21 protein-coding genes are annotated in these 22885 nt (G+C 67.2%); 16 read left to right on the forward strand and 5 right to left on the reverse strand.

Translation table 11 applies throughout. The features are described 5' to 3' along the window. Window positions 1-145 precede the first annotated feature (145 nt). Together speB and JQN66_RS03205 are read left to right on the forward strand one after the other, a co-directional pair. On the forward strand, window positions 146-1135 hold the full coding sequence (gene speB / locus JQN66_RS03200; RefSeq protein WP_188949058.1) for an agmatinase: 990 nt from the start codon (window positions 146-148) through the stop codon (window positions 1133-1135). Then, the gene (locus tag JQN66_RS03205) at window positions 1132-2808 is read left to right on the forward strand and encodes a thiamine pyrophosphate-binding protein (RefSeq protein ID WP_204676603.1); all 1677 of its coding nucleotides are present in this window, start codon (window positions 1132-1134) and stop codon (window positions 2806-2808) included. Before speB ends, JQN66_RS03205 begins: the two co-directional genes overlap by 4 nt. Window positions 2809-2891: 83 nt before the next feature. On the opposite strand, the gene JQN66_RS03210 is transcribed toward JQN66_RS03205, so the two are convergent. Together JQN66_RS03210 and JQN66_RS03215 are read right to left on the reverse strand one after the other, a co-directional pair. Further along, window positions 2892-3110, reverse strand: coding sequence for a hypothetical protein (locus JQN66_RS03210; RefSeq protein WP_188949056.1), 219 nt, complete (start codon window positions 3108-3110; stop codon window positions 2892-2894). Between the two features lie 67 nt (window positions 3111-3177). Continuing rightward, entirely contained in the window at window positions 3178-4047 is an 870-nt protein-coding gene (locus tag JQN66_RS03215) for an inositol monophosphatase family protein (RefSeq protein ID WP_239464122.1), read from the reverse strand. Window positions 4048-4147: 100 nt separating this feature from the next. Between JQN66_RS03215 and JQN66_RS03220 the strand changes: the two genes are divergently transcribed. The 4 genes from JQN66_RS03220 to JQN66_RS03235 all read left to right on the forward strand — a co-directional run bounded on the left by JQN66_RS03220 (window position 4148) and on the right by JQN66_RS03235 (window position 8777). Continuing rightward, window positions 4148-4654 (forward strand): MarR family winged helix-turn-helix transcriptional regulator, encoded by a 507-nt coding sequence (locus JQN66_RS03220; RefSeq protein ID WP_204676604.1) that lies wholly within the window; start codon window positions 4148-4150, stop codon window positions 4652-4654. Continuing rightward, window positions 4647-6206, forward strand: coding sequence for an MFS transporter (locus tag JQN66_RS03225; RefSeq protein ID WP_204676605.1), 1560 nt, complete (start codon window positions 4647-4649; stop codon window positions 6204-6206). Before JQN66_RS03220 ends, JQN66_RS03225 begins: the two co-directional genes overlap by 8 nt. Before the next feature lie 85 nt (window positions 6207-6291). Next, window positions 6292-7473 carry a glycosyl hydrolase gene (locus JQN66_RS03230; RefSeq protein ID WP_204676606.1) on the forward strand — a complete coding sequence of 394 codons (1182 nt, stop codon included), beginning with the start codon at window positions 6292-6294 and terminating at the stop codon, window positions 7471-7473. A gap of 140 nt (window positions 7474-7613) precedes the next feature. Then, a complete protein-coding gene (locus JQN66_RS03235) occupies window positions 7614-8777 on the forward strand; it encodes a CaiB/BaiF CoA transferase family protein (protein WP_188949052.1) in 1164 nt (387 codons plus the stop codon). 9 nt (window positions 8778-8786) lie between these two features. On the opposite strand, the gene JQN66_RS03240 is transcribed toward JQN66_RS03235, so the two are convergent. Continuing rightward, window positions 8787-10331 carry a helix-turn-helix domain-containing protein gene (locus JQN66_RS03240; RefSeq protein ID WP_204676607.1) on the reverse strand — a complete coding sequence of 515 codons (1545 nt, stop codon included), beginning with the start codon at window positions 10329-10331 and terminating at the stop codon, window positions 8787-8789. A 172-nt stretch (window positions 10332-10503) separates the two neighbouring features. Between JQN66_RS03240 and JQN66_RS03245 the strand changes: the two genes are divergently transcribed. From JQN66_RS03245 to JQN66_RS03255, 3 genes are read left to right on the forward strand one after another with little or no spacing between them, the layout of a single operon-like run. After that, window positions 10504-11682 carry an acyl-CoA dehydrogenase family protein gene (locus JQN66_RS03245; protein ID WP_188949050.1) on the forward strand — a complete coding sequence of 393 codons (1179 nt, stop codon included), beginning with the start codon at window positions 10504-10506 and terminating at the stop codon, window positions 11680-11682. Between the two features lie 34 nt (window positions 11683-11716). Beyond that, window positions 11717-13183, forward strand: coding sequence for an aldehyde dehydrogenase family protein (locus JQN66_RS03250; RefSeq protein WP_204676608.1), 1467 nt, complete (start codon window positions 11717-11719; stop codon window positions 13181-13183). A gap of 37 nt (window positions 13184-13220) precedes the next feature. Next, window positions 13221-14081, forward strand: a complete 861-nt coding sequence (locus JQN66_RS03255; protein ID WP_204676609.1) for a 3-hydroxyacyl-CoA dehydrogenase family protein — start codon at window positions 13221-13223, stop codon at window positions 14079-14081. Window positions 14082-14162: 81 nt separating this feature from the next. Here JQN66_RS03255 and JQN66_RS03260 read toward each other — a convergent pair whose 3' ends face one another. Continuing rightward, window positions 14163-14597 carry a pyridoxamine 5'-phosphate oxidase family protein gene (locus JQN66_RS03260; RefSeq protein WP_204676610.1) on the reverse strand — a complete coding sequence of 145 codons (435 nt, stop codon included), beginning with the start codon at window positions 14595-14597 and terminating at the stop codon, window positions 14163-14165. Between the two features lie 95 nt (window positions 14598-14692). Between JQN66_RS03260 and JQN66_RS03265 the strand changes: the two genes are divergently transcribed. From JQN66_RS03265 to JQN66_RS03275, 3 genes are all read left to right on the forward strand, one after another. Further along, on the forward strand, window positions 14693-15778 hold the full coding sequence (locus JQN66_RS03265) for an App1 family protein (RefSeq protein ID WP_204676611.1): 1086 nt from the start codon (window positions 14693-14695) through the stop codon (window positions 15776-15778). Beyond that, window positions 15775-16242: an acyl-CoA thioesterase gene (locus tag JQN66_RS03270; protein WP_204676612.1), complete on the forward strand. Its 468-nt coding sequence runs from the start codon at window positions 15775-15777 to the stop codon at window positions 16240-16242. Before JQN66_RS03265 ends, JQN66_RS03270 begins: the two co-directional genes overlap by 4 nt. A gap of 63 nt (window positions 16243-16305) precedes the next feature. Continuing rightward, window positions 16306-17178: a siderophore-interacting protein gene (locus JQN66_RS03275; protein ID WP_338029212.1), complete on the forward strand. Its 873-nt coding sequence runs from the start codon at window positions 16306-16308 to the stop codon at window positions 17176-17178. A gap of 359 nt (window positions 17179-17537) precedes the next feature. Here the strand turns inward: JQN66_RS03275 and JQN66_RS03280 are convergent, their stop codons facing one another. After that, complete coding sequence (locus JQN66_RS03280) at window positions 17538-18134, reverse strand: DNA-3-methyladenine glycosylase I (RefSeq protein ID WP_188949044.1); 597 nt, start codon at window positions 18132-18134, stop codon at window positions 17538-17540. An 80-nt stretch (window positions 18135-18214) separates the two neighbouring features. Here JQN66_RS03280 and JQN66_RS03285 point away from each other — a divergent pair, with 80 nt between their 5' ends. The 4 genes from JQN66_RS03285 (at window position 18215) to JQN66_RS03300 (ending at window position 22831) form a co-directional block, all read left to right on the forward strand. Beyond that, window positions 18215-18586, forward strand: a complete 372-nt coding sequence (locus JQN66_RS03285; RefSeq protein ID WP_204676613.1) for an ArsR/SmtB family transcription factor — start codon at window positions 18215-18217, stop codon at window positions 18584-18586. Window positions 18587-18590: 4 nt separating this feature from the next. Further along, window positions 18591-19505 carry a cation diffusion facilitator family transporter gene (locus JQN66_RS03290; protein WP_204676614.1) on the forward strand — a complete coding sequence of 305 codons (915 nt, stop codon included), beginning with the start codon at window positions 18591-18593 and terminating at the stop codon, window positions 19503-19505. Window positions 19506-19570: 65 nt separating this feature from the next. Then, on the forward strand, window positions 19571-20320 hold the full coding sequence (locus JQN66_RS03295) for an ABC transporter ATP-binding protein (protein ID WP_188949041.1): 750 nt from the start codon (window positions 19571-19573) through the stop codon (window positions 20318-20320). Between the two features lie 3 nt (window positions 20321-20323). Continuing rightward, window positions 20324-22831 carry an ABC transporter permease gene (locus tag JQN66_RS03300; RefSeq protein WP_204676615.1) on the forward strand — a complete coding sequence of 836 codons (2508 nt, stop codon included), beginning with the start codon at window positions 20324-20326 and terminating at the stop codon, window positions 22829-22831. The last annotated feature ends 54 nt before the right edge of the window (window positions 22832-22885 follow it).

The following is a 22885-nucleotide window of genomic DNA, read 5'->3' on the forward strand; positions in this document are numbered from 1 at the left end:
GCGCCGGGCGGGTTCGGGAATTCCCGGCTCCGCGGCGGCCCGCATCTTGTCGTGGCGCAGATCGCAAAATAGCATAATAGGAAACTGAAGTTTCGTATTAGACAACTAGTTGCGGACTGGTCCGGGTTGTCGGAAGGATGCTCCCATGAAGGAAATCAGGATTGAAGAGAACGGCAACCTGGGCCCCATCAACGCGGCCCAGATTCCGCGTTATGCAGGCTTCGGCACCTACGCCCGCCTGCCCCGCCTGGACCAGGTGCAGCAGGCCGATATCAAGATCGTCGGCGTGCCCTTCGACACCGGGGTGTCCTACCGTCCCGGCGCCCGCTTCGGCGCCAACCACGTGCGCGAATCCTCGCGCCTGATCCGCCCCTACAACCCGGCCACCGACTCCTCGCCGTTCGCGCAGAGCCAGGTCGCCGACGCGGGGGACATGGCGGTGAACCCGTTCAACATCCACGAGGCCATCGAGACCATCGAGCACGAAGCCCTGGAGCTGACCGCCGACGGCGCCACCCTGGTGACCCTGGGCGGCGACCACACCATCGCGCTGCCGCTGCTGCGCGCGGCCGCCCGGCGCGCCGGCGCCCCGGTGGCGATGCTGCACTTCGACGCGCACCTGGACACCTGGGATACCTACTTCGGCGCCGAATACACCCACGGAACCCCCTTCCGCCGCGCGGTGGAGGAAGGCATCCTCGATACCGAGGCCATCTGCCACGTCGGCACCCGCGGCCCGCTGTACGGCAAGAAGGACTTGGAGGACGACAAGCGCTTCGGCTTCGGCATCGTGACCAGCTCGGATGTCTACTACCAGGGAGTGCGCGAGATCGTGGACAAGCTGCGCGTGCGCATCGGCAACCGCCCGCTGTACATCTCGGTGGACATCGACGTGCTGGATCCGGCCCACGCCCCGGGCACCGGCACCCCGGAAGCCGGCGGCATCACCAGCCGCGAACTGCTGGAAATCCTGCGCGGGCTGCGCGGGCTGAACATCGTCGGCGCGGACATCGTGGAGGTCTCCCCGGCCTACGACCACGCGGAGATGACCGGCGTGGCCGCGAGCCACGTCACCTACGACCTGATTTCCCTGATCAGCGACTTCCGCAGCCGTGAAGGGGTGAATGCCCGATGACCGGCATGCAGGACGCGGCGCAGGGCACCGTGAAGCGCGCCGCGCAGCGCAACGGCGGCGACCTGGTCATCGAGACCCTCACCGCGCTGGGCGCCAAAACCGTCTTCGGCATCCCCGGGCAGCACGCCCTGGGCCTGTTCGACGCGCTGTCCCGCTCCACGCTGCAGTTCATCTCCTCGCGGGTGGAGAACAACTCCGCCTTTGCGGCCGACGGCTACTCGCGGGCCACCGATGAAGTCGGGGTGCTCTTCCTGTCCACCGGCCCCGGAGCGCTGACTTCCCTGGCCGGGCTGCAGGAAGCCTATGCCACCGGCGTGCCGATGGTCGTGATCGCCAGCCAGATCCCGCTGGATGGACTGGGTGCGCGCCGCAAGGGCATGCTGCACCAGCTCGACGACCAAAAGGCCTCCGCCGCGAATGTCACCAAGTTCCAGCAGACCGTCCACCACGCCTCAGGCATCCCCTCGGCCATCCAGGATGCCTGGGCCCGGGCCGTGACCGTGCCCATGGGCCCGGTGTGGGTCGAAGTGCCGCAGGACGTGCTGCTGGCCCCGGTGATGGTACCGCCGGTGCAGGACGCCCTGGCCGAGGCCTATGACCACCCGCCGCGCGTGGAGCTGATCCGCGAAGCCGTGCGCTGGCTGTCCGAGGCCAAGCGCCCGGTGATCGTGGCCGGCGGCGGCGTGCGCCGCGCCAAGGCGCAGGCCCAGCTGCTGGACGCGGCCCGGACGCTGCAGGCCCCGGTGCTGTGCACCCCCGGCGGCAACGGCGCCTTCCCCTGGGAGCACGAGCTCTCGCTGCAGTCCTGGGTGGAAGACCGCTATGTTTCCGAGGTCCTGGAAGACGCCGACGTGCTGGTGGTCATCGGCTCCTCGCTGGGCGAGGTGTCCAGCAACTACTTCACCCTGGCCCCGCGCGGCCGGCTGATCCAGATCGACGCGGAACCGCGGGTGCTGGAATCCAACACCCCGGCCCTGGGCATCCGCGCGGATGCCGGGGCGGCGCTGGATTTCCTGAACGCGCAGCTGCACCGGGAAGGCTTCACCGCCCGCGCCGACTGGCACGGACGCGGCCCGCAAGAGGTGGTGGCCGAGACCCTGGGCAAGGTCGCGGCGCGGCTCGACGCCCAGGACCTGGGCCTGGAACGCCGCTTCATGGCGGACATCCGCGAGGCGGTCCCGGCGGCCATGCAGACCTTCTGGGACATGACGATTTCCGCCTACTGGGGCTGGAGCTGCTGGGACTCCCGCGAGGGCCAGTTCCACTCGGCGCAGGGCGCCGGCGGGCTGGGTTTCGGTTTCCCTGCGGCCATCGGCGGGGCCATCGGCCTGGGCGAGCGGGTGCTGGCGGTCAGCGGCGACGGCTCGGCCATGTACTCCATCGCGGAGCTGGCCACCGCCAAGCAGCACGAGGCCCCGGTGACCTGGCTGATCGTGGATGACGGCGGCTACGGCATCCTGCGCGAATACATGGAAGGGGCCTTCGGCAAGGCCACCGCCACGGAGCTGGCCCGTCCGGACTTCGTCGCGCTGGCCCGCTCCTTCGGCATCCCCGCCCGCGAGGTGCAGCCGCAGGACGTCGGGCAGGCGCTGCGCGAATCCTTCGCGGCGCAGGGCCCGAACGTCGTGGTGGTCAAGACGCTGCTGAAGATGTTCGCCCCGACCCACTTCTAGGTCGCCGGCGCAGCCAGGGGGCGGCACCCGTACGGGTGCCGCCCCTAATGGCAGCGTTGTTGCTGGTGTTCTAGTACTGATGCTCAGTGCGTGAAATGGTAGACGATGCCGAACATCATCGTTGAGAAGCCCAAGCTGACGCCTATGAGCAGTGGCACCCAGTCCTGCGTTTGAGTCTGGGTTGCCAACATCACTGCGAAAGTACCGAAGAGAATCATCACTCCGATCCCTCCCAGGATCACCCCTCCGCCTCCGTGATGACGCACGGCGGAGTGTGCGTTCCGGTGGAATAGTGGTTCCATACTCGTATCCTACGACCGGGAATCTCGAATTCCGAGGGGTTGGCCCAAGATCTTTGGAATTGTCAGATTATATTGCGGACCGGGCGCTGCGCCGCGCGTGCATCCGCTGCGCAGCCAGCGACAGCGATGGGTAGTCGGCCCCCGGTCCCTGGGCGATGAATCCCGGGCAGAGGTGGTCGGCGGCGAACTGCGTTCCATAGCCGAGCCCCGTGTAGCTGCCGCCGGCCATGCGCACCAGATGCGCCCCGGCGGCCACATCCCATACCTTGGTGTCGAACCCGATGGTCGCATCGCACCAGCCGGCCGCCACGTGCGCCAGCGCCAGCGCGGCGGACACCTTGCGACGCACCGTCGCGAAATCGTGGATCCACCCGCCCAGCAGTTCGAGGGCCAGCGGGCCGTCGGCCACCAGCGATTCGGCGCCGGGGTAGTCGGTCATCAGGTTCGCACGGGCCTGCTCCGGACGCGCGGCCGGGCTGAGGATGTGCCCGTTGAGGTAGGCATGGGCCAGGTCGGCGCTGAATTCGTCCCCGGAGACCGGGTCGATGACGGCCGCGGCGACCAACCGGTCGTCGATGGCGGCGGCGATGGAAACGCAGAAGAAGGCGATGCCGTGCACGAAATTGCTGGTGCCGTCGATCGGATCCACGATCCACTGCACGGTGCCCGGGGCGGCGGAGCCAGCCTCCGCCTCGACCTGCTCCTCGCCCAGTACCCAGGAACCGGGAACCGCGGCGCGCAGCGAGCGGGTGATCAGCTCCTGGCTCTGCCGGTCGATCGTGGTGACCAGGTCGTGGGTGTTGGTTTTTTCCTCCGCCCTCACGCCGCCGCGGAAGGCTCCGCGCAGCAGTTCGGCTGCCTGCCGTCCGGCAGACAAGGCGGCGCTTCGCAGGGTCGCGGCGGTGGATTCCAGATGCGCTTCGGAAAGATCAATCACGACTCCAGCCTATCGGGAGTGAGACCCGCAAAACGTTGACCTAGGCAACTATCTCAACTTACAGTTGAGTGGAACCCTAAAGATAGGCAGGCGATATATTGTGCAGTGGCCAGTAAATGAGGCTCCAACCGAGCTGCTGGGACGCCTGCTGGACGAGCTGGCCCGAACCTCGCGGCTGCTGCGCTCCTTCTCGCACCTGGACCAGACCGATCCCGAAGTCTCCAACGCCTCGCACCACGTGCTCAAGACCCTGGACATGCGCCAGCCGACGCACGCGGCCGACCTGGCCAGCCACCTGGGCATCGGCACCGCGGCGATGAGCCGGCATCTGGCCGAGCTGGAGCAGGCGGGACTGGTGGACAAGCGGCCCAGCGACCTCGACGCCCGCCGCCAGGTCCTGTGGGTCACCGAGGCCGGCAGCGACCGGCTCGAAGCCAGGGCGCAGCTGCGCATCGAACGCCTGCGGCCGCTGCTGCCCGACTGGGACGTCGACCGGCTGGCCCTGGTCGCCGACGCGCTGGGCGAACTGAACAACTCGATGATCCAGGGCATCCACGAGCATCGCGAGCTGCAGGCCGAAGAACCACGAACCGACCCCGATGACTAATCCGCCCCAGGGCGCCGCGACGCCGACCGACCTGACCGAGACGGCCGCCGACACCCCTCAGATGACGCAGCGCGAGGTGCTGCGCTCCATCGCCGGCGTGCTGGCCTCGTTCTTCGCGGCGATGCTCGCCGCCACCATCGTCGCCATCGCGCTGCCCACCATCATGGACAAGCTCGGCGGATCGCAGACCGACTTCAACTGGGTGCTGTCCACCACCCTGCTGGCCAATGCGGCCACCACCCCGATCTGGGGCAAGATGGCGGACCTGTTCAACAAGAAGAAATTGCTGCAGGTCGGCATCCTGATTTTCATTCTCGGGTCGTTCCTGGCCGGGATGGCGTGGTCCATTCCGGTGCTGCTGGCCGCCCGCGTGGTCCAGGGGATCGGCATGGGCGGGCTGACCGCCATGGGCATGGCGGTGATCGGCACGGTCATCGCCCCGCGCGAACGCGGGCGCTACTCCGGGTACTTCGGCGCCGTCATGGCGGTGTCCACCGCGGCCGGGCCGCTGCTGGGCGGGTTCATCGTCGACTCGCCGCTGGGCTGGCGCTGGTGCTTCTTCTTCGGCATCCCGATCAGCGTGCTGTCCCTGATCCTGATCCAGAAAACCCTCCACCTGAACCACCAGAAACGCACTGTGCGCATCGACTGGGGCGGCGCGCTGCTGCTGACCGTGGCGGTCTCGACGCTGCTGATCTGGGTGTCCTATGTGGGCAAGGACGAGTACTTCGCCTTCAACTCCTGGCAGACCTACACCATGCTCGGCGCGGTCGCGGTGCTGACCGCGGCGCTGCTGCTGGTTGAATCCCGCGTCGTGGAACCGATCATTCCGCTGAAGATCATCGCCACCCGCACCACCTCGCTGGCGATCCTCGCCTCCGTCTCGATCGGCGTGGGCATGTTCGGCAGCGGCGCATTCATCGGGCAGTACTTCCAGATTGCCCGGGAAGCCACCCCCACCCAAGCCGGGCTGATGACGCTGCCGATGATCGCGGGAAACTACTTCGGCTCGGTGTTCTCCGGCCAGATGATCACCCGCTACGGGCGGTGGAAGGTCTACCTGGTCATCGGTTCGCTGCTGAACGTCGCCGGGTTGGGGCTGCTGGGTTTCATGCACCACGACACCGAGTACTGGATCCTGGCCATCGGCATGTTCCTGAACGGCGTGGGCATGGGTTTCATGCTGCAGAACCTGGTGCTCGCGGTGCAGAACACCGTGAAGGTCACCGACATCGGCGCTGCCAGCTCCTCGGTGGCATTCTTCCGTTCGGTGGGCGGTTCCGCCGGCGTCGCCTTCCTCGGCGCCATGCTCGCCGCCCAGGTTGCCACCCTGGTGTCGGAGGGGCTGGAGCGGCTGGGCGTGAACACCTCGAAGGGCGGTGCCGGCGGCTCGCTGAACTTGTCGGGCATGCCGCCGGCGGTGCGCGGGGTCGTCGAATCGGCCTACGGCGAAGCAACGGGGCTGGTGTTCCTGGTCTCGGCCGCGGTCGCCGCCGTCGCCTTCATCTGCATCCTGTGCATCAAGGAAGTGCCGTTGCGCAAGACGATCTAGGATCCGCGCCGGGACGGTCCTGTGCCGGCGCCAGTCGCGGAACCCCTTCCGGAGCGGGCGGGGCCGCCCGGGAGAAGGAACTGCCGTGCCCCACCCAACCTTTCCAGGTTTCCGCCGGATCGGCGCCGCCGCGCTGGCGGCGGCGCTGTCCCTGGCCGCCCTTCCGCCGGCGCAGGCCGTCGAGCCGCCGCAGGGATGCAGCGGGCGCGCGGATCCCGGCAGCTGCCGGACGGTCGTCGGGTGGGCCGCTGCGCAGCTCGGGGACGTGCCCGGGGACGAAGCCGAGCTCGGGGCTTCGAACGGGATGCTGTCCACGTACGTGGACTTCGCCAACCACCCCGGATTCCCGGCGGATTATGCGGCCGAAGCCGCGCGGCGTGACGCGGCCCTGCTGATCGCCTGGGAGCCCTACGACTGGGAGAACCGCAGCGTGGACCAGCCGGACTACCGCCCGGCGGCCATCGCCGACGGACGCTACGACACCTATCTGGTCTCCTGGCTGCGGCAGGCCCAGGAGCATGCGGCGGACCAGCCGGTCCTGGTGCGTTTCGCCCCGGAGATGAACGACGCCATCCGACCCTGGTCGGTCGGGGTGAACGGCGGGAATACCGCCGCCGACTACGTCCGGATGTTCCGGCACGTGTACGAGCTCAAGGAGCGCTGGGCGCCGGATGCGGCCATGGTCTGGAACCCGTTGGTAGCGGGCTCGACCCCCGACGGGACGCCGGTCGACTTCGCCTCGGTCTACCCGGGCGCGGACTACGTGGATGTGCTGGCGTTGGATGGTTTCAACTGGGCCGACGCCAACGACCCCGCCGTCAATTGCAACTGGCAGTCCTATGACGACGTCTTCGGCGCACCGGTGGCGCAGCTCAAGGAGCTGGCCGGCGGCAAACCGTGGGGCATCGCGGAAGTCGCCTCGGCTTCGCGCGGCGAATCATTCTTCACCGGCTCGGGCGAGTGCGCCGAGGCCTGGGGCTCCTGGGTCTTCCACTGGCCGCAGAGCCCGCCGTTCTACGCCGAGGCCGAGGACTGGATCACCCAGGCCGGCTGGGTGGAAACCATGATGCTCCAGGCGCACGCGGACGGCGCGTTGTTCGTCAACCTGTTCAACATGGACAAGGAAACCGACTGGCGGCTTGAATCAACGCCGGCCGGAACCGAAGTGCTGGTCCGGATGGATGCCACCGGTTCCTTCAGCTTCGGGCACGAGGGCAGCTCCCAGCTGATTCACGACGCCCTGCGCGCCGAAGCTGCCGCCCCGTAGCAGGTGTCCGCAGGCCGTGCGGCGGCAAAGCACCGATCTTTTGTGCATTCTTCACAAGAACTTGGGCAGAACGGCCTAAGCCCGTGACGGTGCGCACACCTAGGGTAGAGAAGGACGAAATCAACGAGCAGGGGAGCATCATGACCGGACTTCGACCATTGGACGGAATCGTCGTCGCAGACTTTTCCCGGGTTCTCGCCGGACCACTGAGCACCATGACGCTCGCCGACCTGGGCGCGCGGGTCATCAAGGTCGAACGCCCGGAATCCGGGGACGACACCCGCAGCTGGGGTCCTCCCTTCTCCGCGACCGGCGCCACCTACTTCGAGTCGGTCAACCGCAACAAGCAGTCCATCGCACTGGACCTGCGCAACGAGCAGGACCGCGAGGTCGCCCGCGAGCTGGTCTCCAAGGCGGACGTGCTGGTGGAGAACTTCATCACCGGCGGCATGGACAAGATGGGTCTGGGCTATGCGGAGCTTTCAGAGCTGAACCCTTCGCTGATCTACGCCTCGATCACCGGCTTCGGGTCGGCGGGCGGATCCAAGATCCCCGGGTACGACTTCATCGTGCAGGCCCTGGGCGGGCTGATGTCCATCACCGGCGAACCGGACGCGGACCCGATGAAGGCCGGCGTGGCGCTGGTGGACGTGCTCACCGCCAAGGACGCCACCATCGCGATCCTGGCCGCGCTGCAGAACCGGCAGAAGACCGGACGCGGCGCCCACATCGAGGTGAACCTGCTCTCCAGCCTGCAGGGCGCGCTGGCCAACCAGGGCCAGGCATACCTGGGCGCCGGCAAGATCGCCGGGCGCATGGGCAACGCCCACCCGTCCATCGTTCCGTACCAGCTGCTTGACTGCCAGGACGGCTCGGTGGCCGTGGCCTGCGGCAACGACGGCCAGTTCGTCAAGCTGTGCGCCGAGCTGGGGGTTCCCGAGCTGAGCGGCGACCCGAAGTTTTCCACCAACACCCAGCGCGTGGCGCACCGCGAGGAGCTCATCCCGCTGCTGGAGCAGGCGCTGCGCGCCGACACCGGCGCCAACTGGCAGCGCCGCCTGACCGAGGTCGGCGTGCCCGCCGGCAAGGTCGCGAACATCGCCGAAGGCCTGGACTACGCCGCCTCGCTGGGCCTGGAGCCCACCATCGAGGTGCTGGACGAGCAGGGCACCGCAGTTGGCGAACAGGTCCGGCATCCGGCGACCTGGACCCCTGCGCTGGATACCCCGCGCCAGGCCCCGCCGAAGCTCGGCGAGCACAACGACGTGGTGCGCGGATGGCTGGGGGCCGCCGCCGCCGTCTAGGACCTGTTCCTAGAATCCGTGCGTTTCGGCGTGCCGCAGGGCAAGCCACAGGTGCGCTGAAACGTCCGGGTCGTCAACATCCACGCCGATCAGCGAATTCACCAGCTGCATGCGGTAGCGCAGCGTGTTGCGGTGCAGCCCCAATTCCCGGGCCGCTTCCTCCCAGGTGCCGCGGTGGCGCAGGTAGCTGGTGACCGTGGCCACGAGATCCGCCCTGGCGTATTCGTGCAGCGCCTTGACCCAGTTGGACGCCTTGGACTCGTCGCTGGAGCCCAGATGCGTCAGCATGCCCTTCGGCGCCCGCGCAATGGCGGCGCGCAGGGCCTGGAAGATCGCTGGGATCTGCGTGCCCTGGATTTCCGCGGAGAGCACCGCCGCCGTTTCCGGTTCCCGGGCCGGGTGCTCGGGGGAGAAGCCCAGCACCTGGAACTCGGTGCCCTCCAGGTCGTCGAAGGGACGCTCGGTCAGCGGGGCCACCAGTGCCGCGTCAAGCAGGGCGATCAGCGAGTTCTCGTGCTCGAACACGAAGGGCGTGGCCTTCAGCGCCGGTCCCAGGTCGTAGGGCTCCGGACCCAGCAGCCCCCGGACCGACTCGGCGGCGAAAGACACCGGGATGCTGCCCTGCGCGCGCAGCCCCAGCAGCCTGAGCGTCGAGGGGACATCGGGCAGCCCTGAATCCTCGGCCAGCATCCTGGCCGCCTCCAGCTGGCCGCGCACCGCGAGCTTGGCCACCGCGCTGCCCAGCACCGCAGTGGATTCGGCCTGTTGCTCGCGCTGGCGCGAGCGCATGGCCAGCAGCACGCAGACCGTCGTGATGACCTGCCGGTCCGCCGGGGTCAACCGCCGGCCCGGACCGAGCGCGAGCACCCCGTAGACCTGCGCATTGACCAGGACCGGATAGAGCACTACCGGCTGGTTCAGGATTTCGAAGGTCGCAGTGCTGGGCGCTTCGAGCTTGTCGATGCGGTGGGTTTCCCTGCGCACCTTGGGCATGAACTGCTCCGCGGACGGCGGCCAGACCGTTTCTCCCTCGCCGAAGCGCGGCACATAGGCCGCCCAGCCGCCCAGCGACTGCGCCAGCCCGCGCACCACCGCGGGAACCGCGTCCGGGCGCATGGCCGCGCGGGCCATGGCCGTCTGGGTGCCGAGCGAATCCATCAAATCCGCGTTGCTGCTGCGCATGGCCAGATTCCAGTAGGCGCGCGAGATGTTCTGGAATGGCACCTGGTCCGGAATCACCACCACCTCCAGGTTTGCCTCCGCGCAGGCCGCGGCCAGGGCCGGCGGGATCGCGGTCAGCGAAGGCCCCAGGCCGATTCCGAGAACCTTGATGGATTTCTCCTGCAGCCGCTGGATGTAGGCGGCCGGGTCGACCTGGCCGCGGGCGAAAATCATGCCGGTGGTCAGCAGCAGCTCGCCGCCGGAAAGATACGGGGTCGGATCCTCCAGCTCGGAGACGTGGACGCCGGCAATCGGGATGGCGCTGTAATGGCCCGAAGGACCCGGTTCCAGGTCCGTCGCCAGGGCAGTGCCGAGCTGAAGAAGGGTGATCATAGAAAAAGTATCCGATGAAACGCAGTCTCTTGTACAGAATGTCTAAGGCGCGAATCACAAAAGTTCCGTAATTTCTTAGGTAAGCAGTTCAACAGCGTGTGACGAAGTCCCGTCTAACGGGACCGTGGCGCACCGAATCCCACGTTTCAACACCTCTTTCAAGGAGACCACCATGGCACTGGCAGAACGCGTTTTGGACCCGGCAGACCTGATCAACTTCGATGCGCTGCTGACTAGCGAAGAGCTCGCCCTGCGCGACTCGGTTCGCGGCTTCGTCAATGAGAACATCAAGCCGAACATCGCCCGCTGGTACGAGGACGCGGTCTTCCCGCTGGAGATCGTGCCGGAAATGGCCAAGCTCGGCCTGCTGGGCATGCACCTGGACGGCTACGGCTGCGCCGGACGCTCGGCCGTGGAGTACGGCCTGGCCGGCGCCGAGCTGGAAGCCGGCGACTCGGGCCTGCGCACCTTCGTCTCGGTGCAGGGTTCGCTGGCCATGAGCGCCATCTACAAGCACGGCTCCGAGGAGCAGAAGCAGGAATGGCTGCCGCAGATGGCCGCCGGCGAGGCCATCGGCTGCTTCGGGTTGACCGAACCGACCGCAGGCTCCGACCCGTCCAGCATGAAGACCTTCGCCCGCCGCGACGGCGACGACTGGGTGCTCAACGGCTCCAAGCGCTGGATCGGCCTGGCCAACGTCGCCAAGGTCGCCGTCATCTGGGCGCAGACCGACGAGGGCATCCGCGGTTTCGTGGTCCCGACCAGCACCCCGGGCTACAAGGCCACCCCGATCGAGCCGAAGCTGTCCATGCGCGCCTCGATCCAGTGCGAAATCGAGCTGGTCGACGTGCGCCTTCCCGGCTCGGCCGTGCTGCCTGAGGTCAAGGGCCTGAAGGGCCCGTTCTCCTGCCTGAATGAAGCCCGCTACGGCATCATCTGGGGCTCCATGGGCGCCGCCCGCGACGCCTTCGAGGTGGCGCTGAAGTACTCGCAGGAGCGGCTGCAGTTCGACAAGCCGCTGGCCGGCTACCAGCTGACCCAGCAGAAGCTGGTGGACATGGCCCTGGAAATCAACAAGGGCTTCCTGCTGGCGCTGCACATCGGGCGCCAGAAGGACGCCGGGACCCTGGACCTGCACCAGATCTCCGTGGGCAAGCTGAACAACTGCCGCGAGGCCATCGAGATCTGCCGCGAGGCGCGCACCATCCTGGGCGGCAACGGCATCACCCTGGACTACTCGCCGCTGCGCCATGCCAACAACCTGGAATCCGTGCGCACCTACGAGGGCACCGACGAAGTCCACACCCTGATCCTGGGCAACAAGCTGACCGGCGTCCCGGCCTTCCGCTAAACCGGACGAACCGCACGAGAGAAGGCATACTTCGATGACCCTATCGACCTCCGCAAACCTGCTCGCCCAGCTCGACCAGTACATCAACGGTGTCTGGGTGCAGGGCGAGGGCGGCACCATCACCACGCAGAGCGCCTCGGACTCCACCCGGGTCCTGGCCTCCGGCAATGCCGCCAGCGCGGACCAGATCGACCAGGCGTTCCAGGCCGCCGAGTCGGCGCGCAAGTCCTGGGCGGCCACGCCGATGGCCGCCCGCGGGGCGATCCTCGTCAAGGCCGCCGCCTACCTGCAGGAGAACTCCGCCGGCTTCGGCGAGCAGCTCTCCGCCGAGGAAGGCAAAACCAGGGCCGAAGGCGTGGGAGAGGTGCTGCGCGCCGCGCAGATCCTCACCTACTACGCCGCCGAGGCCGAGCGCGCCGCCGGCACCGTCTACCAGTCCCCGCGTGCCGGGGAGCAGATCATGGTCACCCACAAGCCGCTGGGCGTCATCGGCGTGATCACGCCGTTCAACTTCCCGATCGCCATCCCGGCCTGGAAGATCGCCCCGGCGCTGGTCTTCGGCAACACCGTGGTCTTCAAGCCGGCCAGCCTGGTGCCGCTGCTGGCGGTGCGCCTGGTGGAGGCCCTGGCCCACGCCGGCCTGCCGGCAGGCGTGCTGAACCTGGTCATCGGGCCGGGCTCGCTGGGCGACGCGATCATGGAGCACGAGCACCTGGACGGACTGAGCTTCACGGGATCCACCGGGGTGGGCCGGCGGCTGTGCGCCGCCGGCGCGTCCCGCGGCATCCCGGTGCAGGCGGAAATGGGCGGCAAGAACGCCTCCGTGGTGCTGGCTGACGCGGACCTGGACCTGGCCAGCGAGCAGGTGCTGTTCGGCGCCTTCCGCTCCACGGGCCAGAAGTGCACCGCCACCAGCCGGCTGATCCTGGACGAGTCGATCGCCGACGAGTTCCTGGCCAAGCTCTCCGGCCGCCTTGATTCCTGGGTGACCGGCGATCCGCTGGATCCCTCGGTGCACATGGGGCCGCTGGTGGACACCAAGGCCGCGGTCTCGGTGCGCGCCGGGGTGGACAAGGCGATCGCCGAAGGCGCCACCGTGGCCTACGCCGGGACGGCGCCGAACGGCGGAAGCTTCATGGCGCCGACCATCCTGGAACTGCCTGCCGGGCAGGCCGGGCGCGCGAACACCGCCTGGCGCGAGGAATTCTTCGCCCCGGTGCTGTCCGTGGTGCGCGTGAACGGCACCGAGGAGGCCTTCGAAGCCGCCGAGGACTCGGAGTTCGGCCTGAGCCTGGCGCTGTTCACCCGCGACCTGTCTGTGGCGCTGGCCGCGCAACAGACTCTCGATGTGGGGATTTTGCATGTAAATTCGGAATCAGCGGGTGCCGACCCGCACGTTCCGTTCGGCGGTGCCAAGGCCTCAGGCTACGGTCCCAAGGAACAGGGCGCCGCCGCGCGCGAGTTCTACACGCACACCACGACGGTGTATCTGCGCGGCTAGTGAAGCAGCAATACCCGAGCAGAGAATAGAGGAATCAATGACGATCGAACGCATTCTGGTAATTGGCGCAGGAACCATGGGACGGCAAATCGCCATGAGTTGTGCGCTGGGAGGCTATGCGACCATCCTGCAGGACATTTCCGAGCAGGCTCTGGCCGCCGCCCGCACGGAGCTGGAGGGCTGGGCCGCCTCCCGCGTGGCCAAGGGCAAGCTGAGCCAGGATGAGGCCGATCGGGCGCTGGGCCTGCTGACCCAGTCGACCGACCTCGCCAGCTCCGCCGCGCAGGCGGATCTGGTCATCGAGGCAGCGGTGGAGCGCTTGGACATCAAGGAGCAGATTTTCGCCCAGCTAGGCCAGGCCGCACCGGCCCACGCCATCCTGGCGACCAACTCCTCGACCCTGCCGTCCTCGCGCATCGCCGCGGCCAGCGGACGCCCGGAACTGGTGTGCAACATGCACTTCTTCAACCCTGCCCTGGTCATGAAGTGCGTGGAGGTCGTGCGCAACGAGCAGACCAGCGACGCCACCGTGCAGGCGGTCACCGAGGTCGCCAAGCGCCTGGCCAAGCAGCCGGTGCTGGTGAACAAGGAGATTCCGGGCTTCATCGCCAATCGCATGATGGGCGCCATCAACCGCGAGGCGCTGGACCTGGCGGCGGCCGGAGTGGCGAGCATCGAGGATATCGACACCACCGCCCGCACCGCGCTGGGCCACCCGATGGGCCCGTTCGAGCTGATGGACCTGGTGGGCCTGGACGTGGTGGACTTCATCGCCAAGGCCACGTTCGACGAGACCGGGCGCCAGGAGGACAAGCCCCACGCCCTGATCGTGGAGAAGGTCCAGGCCGGCAAGCTGGGCCGCAAGAGCGGCGAGGGCTTCTACCCGTACAACGGCTGAGCCGTTCGCCGTTTCGGGCAGACACAGGACCCGCAGCACCAACCGGTGCTGCGGGTCCCGCGCTTTAACGGCTTCTGGAGCCTACTGGCCGACCTCGGGCTGCTCGCCGAGCTGGAAATGGCGACCGGAGATCGAGCGGACGTGGATGCGGATCCAGAAGTCCTTCTGCGTCGGAACCCAGGGGCTCACGCCGCTTTCGCGGGCTTCCTGGATGTCGGCCTCGTGCTCGAGCACCTCGGCGGTGCCGTGCACCACGACGGACCATGCCTCGTCGGCGAGGATTCCGTCGGCTTCGAAGGCCACCTTGTCGTTGATGGTCATGGAAGCGAGCTTGTTGCCCGGTGCGGTGCGCAGGAAGAGCTTGCCCTTGTGAACCCCGTAGTTGACCGGGACGATATCGACATCACCTGCGACGGAGGTGGCAACGCGACCGTGCGAGGTATGGGCCAGAAGTTCCCAGGACTGCTCCTCGTTCAGGACGAGGACCGGATGGTTGTTGTCGTGGTCGTATTTCATACTCTGATCTTTCTACGTAAAGTAGAAAACTGCAAGGTCTGCGACACATTGTGATTGGTCAGGGCTGCCGACGGAAGCCGTGAAAGACTTGGAGCATGAGTCACGCTGCAAGCGACGGAGTTGCGCGCCATGTCGCCTCCCGGTTCGAGGACGGCTACCACCGCTGGAGGGTCCGCAACGCGGAACGCAAGGGCTTGGGTCCGGTCATCCTGCCCTACCTCGGTTACGGCTACGCCAGCAGCGCCGGCGGCTGGATCCGCGTGCTCGCGCGGGTTGTGCTCGCCAAGCCCGGCGCCTTCGAAGACGGGCACCACCAGGCGCAGGTCATCGCCGACGGCATCCGCGGTTTCCGGAATTTCATGTCCCCGATCCTGCCGGGCGGCAAGGTCTCCATCGAGGTGGCGGGCCGGCGCTTCGAAGTGCAGGCGGACCGCGGCGGGGTTATCGACGCGAAACTCGCGGTGGACCTGGAACCCGGGTGGCACGAGGTCGCGCTGCGCGCTCACGACGGCGATGACGCGAGCGCGAAAATCCTGGTCATCAGCGAGGACCAGCGCTTTGGCGTGATCAGCGACGTGGACGACACCGTGGTGGTCACCGCGCTGCCGCGCCCGCTGCTGGCCGCCTGGAACTCCTTTGTGCTCTCCGAGCATGCGCGCGTGGCAACCCCGGGCATGGCGGTGATGATGCAGCACATCCTCAAACAGCATCCGCACAGCCCCACCATCTACCTGTCCACCGGCGCGTGGAATGTCGCGCAGACGCTGCAGCGCTTCATGTCGCGCAACCTCTACCCGCGCGGGCCGCTGCTGCTGACCGACTGGGGACCGACCGACCGGGCCTGGTTCCGCAGCGGCCAGCAGCACAAGGTTGACCAGCTGCGCCGGCTGGCCGAGGAATTCCCCCATATCGCCTGGGTGCTGATCGGGGATGACGGCCAGCACGACCCGGCGATCTACGCCGAGTTCGCCCGCCGCTATCCGGAACATGTGCGGGCCATTGTGATCCGCCAGCTCACCCCGTCCGAAGCGGTGCTGGCCGGCGGCCGCTCCCAGGAGCTGTGGCGGACCACTCCGGGGATCCCTTGGGTCTACGAGCCCGACGGCGCACGGATCCTCCAGGGGCTGGCCCGGCTGGGGCTGGTCGATGTTGATACCGAATTCCAGGAGGATGAATCATGAGCGGTGCACCGCTGCGAGTACAAGTTCCCATGCGCTGGGGCGACATGGATGCCTATGGCCACGTGAACAACGTGAACCTGATCAGGCTCATGGAAGAGGCGCGCATCGCCGGGTTCGGCGTGCCGGGAGGCACCGGGGCGCCGGGCATGGAACCGAAGGCCGACATCTTCTCCGCGGTGCCCGCGGGGGTGCAGATCCTGGTGGTCGAGCACCGGGTGCGGTATGCGCGGCCGCTGGAATACCGCAACGTCCCGGTGAACGTGGATTTGTGGGTCGCCAACATCAAGCCGGCCAGCTTCGAGATCTGCTATGAATTCCGCGATCCCGTCGAGGACTACCTCTGCGTCAAGGCCGCCACCACCCTGGCCTATTTCGATCCGGCGGTCGGCCGCGTCCAGCGCTTGAGCGAAGCCGAGCGCCGGGGGCTGGCGGTATTCGAAGGGGCTCCGACCTTCGCAAAGTAGGGAGCCCGGCTTGGGTGAATTAGGATTGAGTTATCTAGTCTTATTCAGATAGGAAGTGCTACCGTGGCCAATCCCCAAGCCGAACGCCCGCAGGGTGGCGGGCGCGCAGCCCGTCCGCAGACCGTACTGCAGGTCATGCAGCGCGAGCAGATTGCTCCGCACCTGGTACGCCTGACCCTCGGCGGCCCGGGCTTCGAGACCTTCGTCGACAAGCCGGTGACCGACCGCTACATCAAGTTCCTGTTCGCCAAGCCGGAGCTCGGCCTGACTCCTCCCTATGACATGGAGGAGCTGCGCGGGAAGCTGGAGATGCAGGACCTTCCGGTGCGGCGCACCTACACCGTGCGCAACAGCGACGCGGAGGCGGGGACCATCCAGGTGGATTTTGTGGTCCACGGCGATGAGGGGTTGGCCGGCCCATGGGCCCGCGATGCCCGGATCGGCGACACCGTCTGCTTCTCCGGACCCGGCGGCCTGTACTACCCGAAGGAAGAATTCGACTTCCACTTCCTGGTCGGCGACGAGACCGCCATCCCGGCCATCGCCGCCGCGCTGGAATCCATGTCCGAGCATATGCGCGGCGTTGCGATCATCGAGGTTTCCGCCGCCGAGGACGAGATGGAGCTCCAGGCTCCGGCCGGCGTGGAGATCCGCTGGGTCCACCGCAACGGAGCCTTCACGCCCGAGAACACCAAGCTGGAGTCCGTAGTGCGCGACTACCCGTGGCCCGAAGGCAGGGTGCAGGTCTTCTCCCATGGGGAGCGCGAAGTGACCAAGAAGCTGCGCGGCTACTTCTACAATGAGCGCGGCGTGGACCGCCGCGACATGTCGCTCTCCGCCTACTGGGCCTTCGGCCGCGCGGAAGACGACTTCCAGGCCGAGAAGCGCAGCCCGGTCGGCCAGATCTTCGAGGAAGCCCCGTTGCAAAGAAGTTAGAGCTACCTAAGTTAATTTTTATTAAATTAGCATCTTAGGGTTGACGTTATTACCTGCCGTCGGGTTATGCTTATTCCAGAGCTTCTCCCGTGTGTGGTCGGGAGAAGCTGCAAACTTGACCGATGCGAATCGGCTTGTTCACCGCGAGCCAGGAAATGCTCATCCTGCTCTGGTGGTCGGCTTAGCCGGCTTGAAATAAGGGGAATAGGGAAGCGGTTGACCTGCTCAGTCAGCCGAGTCGCAGAAAAATGAGACCTGCCGGGATCGCACACCCTGGCAGGTCTCATTTTTTATGCCGTTGCGGCCGACGCCGCGCGGCGCCCGGTCTGATCGGCCCGGCCTCCTCGGCGGAGGAAAGCCTACTGGGGCCAGATCCCGGAGCTGCCGCGGCGATGGGATCCGAGCAAGTGGGTATCGACCATGCCTACGGCCTCCATGAGGGCGAACATGGTGGTCGGCCCCACGAACTTGAAGCCGCGCTTCTTTAATTCCTTGGCCAGCTGCTTGGACTCTTCGCTCTGCGTGGGAATCTCCGACATGGTGCGCGGTCTGGGGGTTTGCCCCGGCTGGTGCGACCAGATGAGCTGCGCCAGCCCGCCCTCGTCGCGCAGGGCAAGGGTCGCCTGCGCGTTGGCGATCGTGGCGCGGATCTTCAAGCGGTTGCGCACGATACGGGGATCCTCGATGAGCCGCTCGAAATCCGTTTCGGAAAACAGGGCGACCTTTTCCGGGTCGAACTGCGCGAAGGCGTCGCGGAACGCCTCGCGCTTGGACAGGATGATCGCCCAGGATAAGCCCGACTGGAAGCACTCCAGGCTCAGCCGCTCGAAGAGCCCGGTCTCGTCGGTGATCGGCATGCCCCATTCGGTGTCGTAGTACCGGCGCAGCATCTCATTGCTCGAAGCCCACAGCGGCCGGGCCAGCCCGTCATCGCCAATGATCAGGTCGTTGCTCATTCCTCCATCTTGCCATTGGCGGATGACGCCAGGATCAAGCGAGCCTGTTGTACGCTGACCGGAAATGCTATCATCGCCATATGGCGATAATAGAGTCACAGATCGATGCAACGGAAGAGGCCCAGCAGCGCCTGCAGCTCGCGGCGCTGTTCCATGCCTTGGCCGACCCCACGCGGCTGCTGATCCTGGAACACCTGAAGACCGGCGAGCACAAGGTCAAGGACCTCACCGAGCATCTGGGCCTGGCCCAGAGCACCGTCAGCGCGCACCTTTCCTGCCTGAAGGACAGCGACCTGGTCAGCGTCCGCAGCCAGGGCCGCGCGAGCCTGTACTCCCTGAACCACGCCCAGGACCTGGCCGCAGTGCAGGACCAGGCCCTGCGCCTGGGCCGGGCGGCCAACCAGAACCACCGATGGCATGAAGGCCATCCGATCGCGGACGGCGAGGCGTAGCAGCATGGGCCACGACCATTCGCACGACCATTCGGAGACCAACCGGACCCGGCTGGCCTGGGCGCTGGGAATCACCGCCAGCATCCTGGTCGCCGAGGTCATCGGCGCGATCACGACCAATTCGCTGGCGCTGCTGGTGGACGCCGCGCACATGCTCACCGACACCGCTGGCCTGCTGATGGCCCTGACGGCGGCGAACCTGATCATGCGCAAGCCCACCACGAAACGGACCTGGGGCTTCCGCCGGGCCGAGGTGCTCTCCGCCACCCTGCAGTCCGCCTTGCTGCTGGCCGTGGGCATCTACGCGGCGGTGGACGCCATCCAGCGGCTCTTCGACCCGCCCGAGGTCCAGCCCACCGGCCTGCTGGTCTTCGGCATCATCGGCCTGGCCGGGAACATCGCCTCGATGCTGATCATCGCCGGGGGACGCGGCCACAACCTGAACATGCGCGCGGCCTTCCTGGAAGTCGTCAACGACGCCCTGGGCTCCGTTGCCGTGATCGTGGCCGCCGTGGTCATCGCGCTGACCGGCTGGATGCGCGCGGACTCCGTGGCGGCCCTGCTCATCAGCGCGCTGATCGTGCCCCGCGCCGTCGCCCTGCTGAAGGAAACCACCCACATCCTGCTGGAATCCACCCCGCGAGGCTTGGACCTGAACGCCGTGCGCACCCACCTGGAGGGGCAAGCGGGCGTGTTGGCGGTGCACGACCTGCACGCCAGCCAGATCGCATCCAACCTTCCGGTGCTCACCGCGCACGTGGTGGTCAAGGACGAGATGTTCGACGCGGATGCGGCCGGGGGACTGCTGCGCAATCTGCAGCAGTGCGTGGCCGCGCATTTCGAGGTCAGCATCGAGCACTCGACCTTCCAGATCGAGCCGGAATCGCACCAGCGCACCGAGCACCACCCGGACTGCTGAACGGCCCGGCAAGACCGGCCTGTCGGCCGATACGGGTTTCTCTTGGGGTTTTATAGTCTTGGAACATGACATCTGAAACTCTGCCCCTTACCGAATACGCGGTCTCAGCCCGAGGTCTGACCAAGAGCTACGGACACGACAGCACCCGCGTGGAAGCGCTGCGGACAGTAGACGTCGCCTTTGCCCGTTCCCGTTTCACCGCCATCATGGGCCCCTCGGGTTCCGGCAAGTCCACCCTGATGCACTGCCTGGCCGGACTGGACACCGCGGACGCCGGGGAGATCATCATCGGCGGCCGCGACCTGATGACCCTGAACGACGACGAACTGACCATGATGCGCCGCGAACAGATCGGCTTCGTGTTCCAGTCCTTCAACCTGGTCCCGACCATCAACGCCAAGGACAACATCCTGCTGCCGCTGTCGCTGGCCGGCAAGAGCCACGACCGCGAATGGTTCAACACCGTCATCGACGCGCTGGGCCTGCGCGACCGCCTGAGCCACAAACCGCACGAGCTCTCCGGCGGACAGCAGCAGCGCGTCGCCGTGGCGCGCGCACTGCTCACCCGTCCCGAGGTCGTGTTCGGCGACGAGCCCACCGGAAACCTGGACTCCCGCACCGGCGCCGAGGTGCTCTCGCTGATGCGCACCTCGACCCGCGAAATGGGGCAGACCATCATCATGGTCACCCACGACCCGGCCGCCGCCTCCTACGCGGACACCGTGCTGCTGATGAAGGACGGCAGCATCGTGGGCCAGCTGGAAAACCCGACCGTCGCCACCGTGACCGAGGCCCTGGCCTCGCTGGCGGAGTAGTCCATGCTGCACGTAGCCCTCGCCAACATCAAGACCTATGCACGGCGCTATATCGCCGTGATCCTCGCGGTCGCCATCGGCACCGCCTTCCTCGCGGCCACCCTGGCCGTGAACACCTCGACCCGCGCCACCTTGAAGAACTCGCTGGGCGACACCTACAAGAACGCGGACCTGGTCGCCTTCCAGGACTGGGAACTGGTGCCCGAGGACGATCCCGACTTCGAGTACACCGAACTGGCCATGGAACAGGTCGAGGACATCCGCAAGCTCCCGGAGATCTCCACCGCCTACGGCACCGCCTACGAAACCGGTGAACTGCACACCGCGGACGACGGCTATGGCGTGCTGCTCCAGCCGGTGTCCGCCGAGCAGAACCTGGGCGGCATGGAGCTGCTCGAAGGCCGTGCCCCGCTGAACGCCGACGAGGTCATCCTCGACGACGAGCACGCCGATCGCATGAAGGTCTCGGTGGGGGACACCGTCGGCCTGACCACCTCCGAGTCCACCAAGGACATGAAGGTGGTGGGCATCCAGCGCACCAGCACCGATCCGCAGCTCTCCGGCTACGCCATGGTGGGCCTGCCGGAATCCGTCTGGACGAAGATCGCCGGCGATTCCGGTTCCTTCCAGAACATCGTGATCGATGCCAAGGACTCCCTCCCGGCCGCCCAGCAGGCGCTGGCCGTGTACTTCGCCGAGCACCAGATGAGGGACGTCTCGGTACTGACCGCCGATGAAAAGGTCATCAAGGACGTCGCCATGCTGACGGACGGCACCGACCAGCTCACCGTGGTGCTGCTGGTGTTCGCCCTGGTCGCCCTGGTGGTCACCGGCCTGGTCGTGGTGAACACCTTCAACGTGGTGATCGCCCAGCGCACCCGCGAACTGGCGCTGCTGCGCACCCTGGGCGCCAAGCGCAAGCAGATCCGCAGCTCCGTGCTCATCGAGGCCCTGGTCATCGGCATCGTCGCCTCGGCGATCGGCGTGGCCCTGGCCGTCGCGCTGATGGCAGGCCTGATCCAGCTGCTGCACGTGATGGTGCCGAGCCTGTCCTACGCCACGCTGGCGCTGGATGCCAAGGGTCTGGTGATCCCGGTGGTCGTGGGCATCGCAATGACCGTCATCGCCGCGAGCCTGCCGGCCCGCCGCGCCATGAAGCTCGCCCCGCTGGCGGCCCTGCGTCCCTTCGACGCGGCGAGCGTGAAAAACCGCGCCGGCAAGCTGCGCATCGTCATCGGGATCTTGCTGGCCCTGGCCGGCGCCGGGCTGCTGGCCTGGGGCGCGATCGACGGTTCGCTGCCCATCGCCTTCCTCGGCGGCCTGCTCTCCTTCCCGGGCATCCTGATGCTCGCCTCGCTGTTCGTCCCGGCCAGCGTCTTCGGCATCGGCAAGCTGGTGGCCGGACGTTCGGTGGCCGGCAAGCTCGCCGCCTTGAACGCGGTGCGCAACCCTGGCCGCACCACCGCCACCGCCACGGCCCTGCTGATCGGCGTCACCCTGGTCTCCATGATCATGGTCGGCGGCCAGACCGCCAAGGCCAGCCTGAACAACTCCATTGCCGGCGAGTTCCCCGTGGACCTGACCCTCTCGCTGTATGAGCGCCAGGTCGACGACGCGAAGACCCAGGAACTGGCCCGCGAGCTGGCCTCCTTGGACGGCATCGAGGAAACCTCGACCTTCGTGGCCGGCACCGCGGAAATCAAGGGCCGGGAGGGCGAAGCCCCGGTACAGCTGATGGGCGTCGATCCGCAGGGCTTCTCCAAGACCGTGCTGGACCAGAGCATCGTGCCGGCGGACGGGCAGATCATCCGCTTCAACACCGGCACAGAAGAACAGCCCAAGAAGCTGACCGTCGGTGGCAGGGAACTGGACGTCAAGGTGTCCTCCGCGGCGCTGTACCAGGACCTGGTCACCAAGGACACCTTGGAATCGTTGAAGCTGGCCGACTCGGAGAACGAGTACGGCGGCGTGCTGATCAAGGCGGCCCCCGACCTGTCCAACGCCGACATCACCGCCCTGGTGGAGCAGATCGCCGATGTGGCCAACGTCGAGTCGTACATGATCGACGGCGGCGTGGTGCAGAACGCCATGTTCTCCCAGGTGATCGACGTGCTGCTGGCCATCGTGTCAGCCTTGCTGGCCGTGGCGGTGCTGATCGCGCTGATCGGCGTGGCCAACACGCTCAGCCTCTCGGTGCTCGAACGCACCCGCGAGAACTCGCTGCTGCGGGCCCTGGGCCTGAAGAAGAAGCAGCTGCGGGCCATGCTGGCCCAGGAAGCCGTGCTGATCGGCGGCGTGGCGGCCCTGCTGGGACTGGTGCTCGGCGTGGTCTACGGACTGCTTGGCGCCCACGCCACGCTCTCCGCGATCGGCGAGATGTCCTACGAGATCCCGTGGCTGCAGCTGGCCCTGGTGCTGGTGGTCAGCATCGTGGCCGCGCTGCTGGCCTCGGTGACCCCGGGACGCCGTGCCGCGAAGCTCTCCCCGGTCCAGGGGCTGGCTACCGAGTAGCCCGGCGCTTCGCGACAGGAAGGCAGACGCCCGGGTTCGATGACTTCACGTCAT

Origin of the sequence: Glutamicibacter protophormiae (assembly GCF_016894325.1) — a bacterium.
Lineage (GTDB): Bacteria > Actinomycetota > Actinomycetes > Actinomycetales > Micrococcaceae > Glutamicibacter > Glutamicibacter protophormiae.